Origin of the sequence: Streptomyces sp. NPDC058664 (genome assembly GCF_042716635.1) — a bacterium.
GTDB lineage: Bacteria > Actinomycetota > Actinomycetes > Streptomycetales > Streptomycetaceae > Streptomyces.
Map to the genome: position 1 here is coordinate 1 of NZ_JBHXRW010000151.1, position 3,775 is coordinate 3,775.

Consider the following 3,775-nt stretch of genomic DNA (forward strand, 5'->3'; position numbering starts at 1 on the left):
GAGCCAGATGCTCCACCCGCCGCATCGGCACCATCGTCCAAGCCGTCCACACGCTGCTGACCTGCAACTACCCAGGATGAAAGAGGCTCACTGGGTTGGTCTGTAGGCTCAGATTCGGTTGTTGGTGAGGCGTCCGTCGAAGGCGATGTCGAAGGCCTGGAGGGCTCGCTTCCAGCGGGTGGTCCAGCGTTTGCGGCCGGTGCCGGTTGGGTCGAGGGACATCACCGCGAGGTAGACGCACTTCAGAGCCGCGTTCTCGGAGGGGAAGTGGCCACGGGCCCTGACCGCCCGGCGGATCCTGGCATTGACGGACTCGATCGCGTTGGTGGTGCAGACGATCCGGCGGATCTCGGTGTCGAACTGCAGGAACGGGACGAACTCGGCCCACGCGTTCTCCCACAACCGGACGATCGCCGGATACTTGCCGCCCCATTCCTCGCAGAACTCGAGGAACCGGGAGGTCGCCGCATCCTCGGTCGGAGCCGTGTAGACCGGCTTCAGTGCTTTGGCGATCTTGTCCCAGTCCTGGCGGCCGGCATAGCGGAACGACGCCCGCAGCAGGTGAACGACGCAGGTCTGGACGACGGTCTGGGGCCAGACCTCGCCGACCGTGTCGGGCAGGCCCTTCAGCCCGTCGCAGACCAGCATCAAGACGTCCTCGACGCCACGGTTCTTCAACTCGGTCAGAACCCGGAGCCAGTGCTTGGTGCCCTTGCCTTCCTCGCCGCCGACCCAGAGCCCGAGGATGTCGCGGTGGCCTTCGGCCGTGACCGCGAGAGCCATATAGATGGGGCGGTTAGCGACCTGGCCGTCGCGGATTTTGGTTCTGTCGACGATCTTGTGATCCGGACGGCCATGCAGGCGGTTCCGCATGTTCGCGATCATGCATTGCGTGCTCTCATGACGCTCTTCTGGAGCTGTTCCCGTACCTGTCCGCGTTGCTGATCGAAGAAGTCGGCAGACGCCCGGACGTGGTGGTGTTGAAAGCTCGGGTGCGGACTGCGGCCGCGATCTGCGGGTGCGGCCGGAGTTCTGGGCGGGTGCACGGCCGCTATGTGCGGCGGCTGCGTGATGTCGCCGTCAGCGGTCTCGGTGTCGTGATCGAGATATGTGTCCGCCGGTTCCGTTGTGAGAACCCCGAGTGCACCGCGGTGACGTTCGCCGAGCAGATCGCAGGACTCACGACTCCCCACAGCCGCTATACCCCTCTGCTTCGCCGGGTGCTGGCGCGAATCGGCCTGGCCCTGGCCGGGCGGGCGGGAGTACGCATGGCGGCCGACGTCGGCGTCCGGGTGGGACGGGACACGCTGTTACGGGTGGTCCGGGCACTGCCCGACCCGGACACCGGTGACGTGGAGGTGCTCGGCGTGGATGACTTCGCCTTCCGCAGGGGCCGGCACTACGGCACCGTGCTGATCGACATGGACACCCACCGTCCCCTCCACCTGTTCGACGGCCGTGACGGTGAGGACCTGGCCGCCTGGCTGCGTGAACACCCCAAAATCAAGGTCATCTGCCGGGACCGTTCCAGCAGCTACAGCGAAGGAGCACGCCTGGGGGCGCCACAGGCCGAGCAGGTCGCCGACCGATTCCACCTGTGGCAGAACCTCGGCCAGGCGGTGGAGAAAACGGTGAACACCCACCGCTCACGCCTGGCCGAAGCGCACCCCGGAGCCGAACCCGCCCCTGGGTCCTCGGCCACCGTGCCGGAGGTGGTCCAGTCGCTGTCGGAACTGAAGATCGTCACCCGGATGCGCGACCAGCACGCCGCTGTCCGCGAGCTGTGGGAACAGGGACTGCCGAAGGCCGCGATCGGCAGGAAACTCGGGCTGCACCAGGCAACCGTCCGCAAGTTCGTCAACGTCCGATCAGCCGACGACGTGATCGCCAAGACACTCCAGCGTGCACACGTCGTCGACCCCTATACCGGCTACCTCCACCAGCGCTGGAACGAAGGCATCAGAAAAGCCACCCAGCTCTACCGGGAATCAAAGAACTTGGTTATCCGGTTGGGGAGTTGGCCGTCCTGCGCTATCTTCGCCGTTACCGCGACGGTCGGGGACACGCCCCTGACCCAGGACCGAAACCCCCCTCCGTCCGCGAAGTCACTTCCTGGAGCATGACTCACCCCGAACACCTCAAAGACGATGAGGCCGACAAGCTGCACCGCCTGCGGGGCCACGATGCGGACCTGGACCGGCTCACCCTCCACGTCCGGAGGTTCGCCACCATGATGACCGGCCGCCACGGCGACCGCCTCGAGGAATGGATCGTCAATGCCGAGGAGGACACTCTCGCGCCGCTGGGCTCCTTCGCCCGCAACCTCCGCCGCGACATCGACGCCGTTCGCAACGGACTGACCCTGCCGCACAGCTCCGGCGCGGTCGAAGACAACATCAACCGGCTGAAGATGCTCAAACGCCAGATGCTCGGCCGGGCCAGCCTCGATCTCCTTCGCAAACGAGTCCTGCTTGCACGATGAGCAGAACCATCCGGATCACAAGATCGTCGACAGAACCCGGATCTTGACGTGGATGGCGTCGATGAAGACGACCGGGTAGACGCGGTCGAGGGGGCGGGCCTGCCATTCGGCCATGCCCTCCCTCACCGAATCAGTGATCGTGGAGATGGTCTGCTTGGAGACCTCGGCTCCATAGACCTCGGCCAGATGGGCGGAGATCTCGCTGTGGGCGAGGCCCTTCGCCGACAGCGACAGGACCATCTCATCCACCCCGGTCAGACGGCGCTGACGCTTCTTCATGATCTGCGGCTCAAACGCCCCCTCTCGGTCCCGCGGCACGTCGATCTCGACCGGGCCGACGTCCGTGACGACCCTCTTGGAGCGTTTGCCGTTCCTCGAGTTGCCGCCGTTCTTGCCCGCGGGATCGTGCCGGTCATAGCCGAGATGGTCCGTCATCTCCCCCTCGAGGGCGGACTCCAGCAGCCGCTTCGTCAGCTGCTGGAGCAGCCCGCCCTCGCCGGTCAGCTGCAAGCCCTCGGCCTGAGCACAGGCCACGAGCTCGTTCAGGAACCGGTCATCCACGCCCGCCGACGCGGCCTCCGCCTCGGACGGTACGGCTATGTTCTCGCTGGCCACAGGTGCAATCCTCCATGATCGGAGTTACACCGTTTCTTTTACAGTCCCAAGGCAGAAGCTCTTGAGCCACACCCGGCCCTCCCGGGCCGCCCAACAACTTACGGAGAAGCTCTTGCGTCCGTCGCGGTTGCCGTCGTCGCGGCGGGGCCGGTAGATCAGCCGGGAGCGGTGGCCGGGTTTGTAGCAGGTCAATGCTGCGATGGAGATGCGTCCACGGAACCGGCCGCGGACTCGCACCACTGGAGTGCGGCCGCGCTGTGACCAGGTCCTGGCCTGCGGCGGCGTCATGGAGAAACCGGCCTCGTCCTCGAAGACGAGCCAGGCCCCACGGGCCGCCGCGATTCTTCCACGCAGGGCCACACCTCCTTGACCCACCCGGCAACCGCGTCGTCGTCCCGTTCCATGGCGCGTCGGGCCGGGACCTGGGGCCTTGACCCCGAATCTTGGACACGGGTTATGCGGCTGGTGCCAGCGTAGTTGGCGTGAAGTGGAGTGCGTTCTCGAAGGCGATCGGTGATCGTTGTCCGAGGCGGGAGTGTCGGCGTCGGGTGTTGTAGCGGTGGAGCCATCGGAAGGCGTCGAGTCGGGCCTCACGCTCGGTTGGCCAGCTCTTTCGTCCTTGCAGGGTCTCGCGTTTGAAGGTCGCGTTGAAGGACTCGGCGAGTGCGTTGTCCGCGC

General features: G+C 66.0%; 3 protein-coding genes and 3 pseudogenes. 2 read left to right on the plus strand and 4 right to left on the minus strand.

The features are described 5' to 3' along the window. Window positions 1-108: 108 nt before the first annotated feature. Window positions 109-822, minus strand: a pseudogene (locus tag ACFWUY_RS40760) (IS256 family transposase); the annotation flags it as partial. Window positions 823-938: 116 nt separating this feature from the next. Here ACFWUY_RS40760 and ACFWUY_RS40765 point away from each other — a divergent pair. Beyond that, entirely contained in the window at window positions 939-2,123 is a 1,185-nt protein-coding gene (locus tag ACFWUY_RS40765) for an ISL3 family transposase (RefSeq protein ID WP_384121880.1), read from the plus strand. Further along, window positions 2,120-2,482 carry a transposase gene (locus tag ACFWUY_RS40770; RefSeq protein WP_384121882.1) on the plus strand — a complete coding sequence of 121 codons (363 nt, stop codon included), beginning with the start codon at window positions 2,120-2,122 and terminating at the stop codon, window positions 2,480-2,482. Before ACFWUY_RS40765 ends, ACFWUY_RS40770 begins: the two co-directional genes overlap by 4 nt. A gap of 36 nt (window positions 2,483-2,518) precedes the next feature. Here the strand turns inward: ACFWUY_RS40770 and ACFWUY_RS40775 are convergent. From ACFWUY_RS40775 to ACFWUY_RS40785, 3 genes and pseudogenes are all read right to left on the minus strand, one after another. Beyond that, window positions 2,519-3,106 (minus strand): annotated as a pseudogene (locus ACFWUY_RS40775) (transposase); the annotation flags it as partial. A gap of 93 nt (window positions 3,107-3,199) precedes the next feature. Beyond that, window positions 3,200-3,385 (minus strand): annotated as a pseudogene (locus tag ACFWUY_RS40780) (IS630 family transposase); the annotation flags it as partial. Between the two features lie 166 nt (window positions 3,386-3,551). Beyond that, a partial coding sequence (locus ACFWUY_RS40785; RefSeq protein WP_384121884.1) for an integrase core domain-containing protein occupies window positions 3,552-3,775 on the minus strand: 224 nt, incomplete at its 5' end.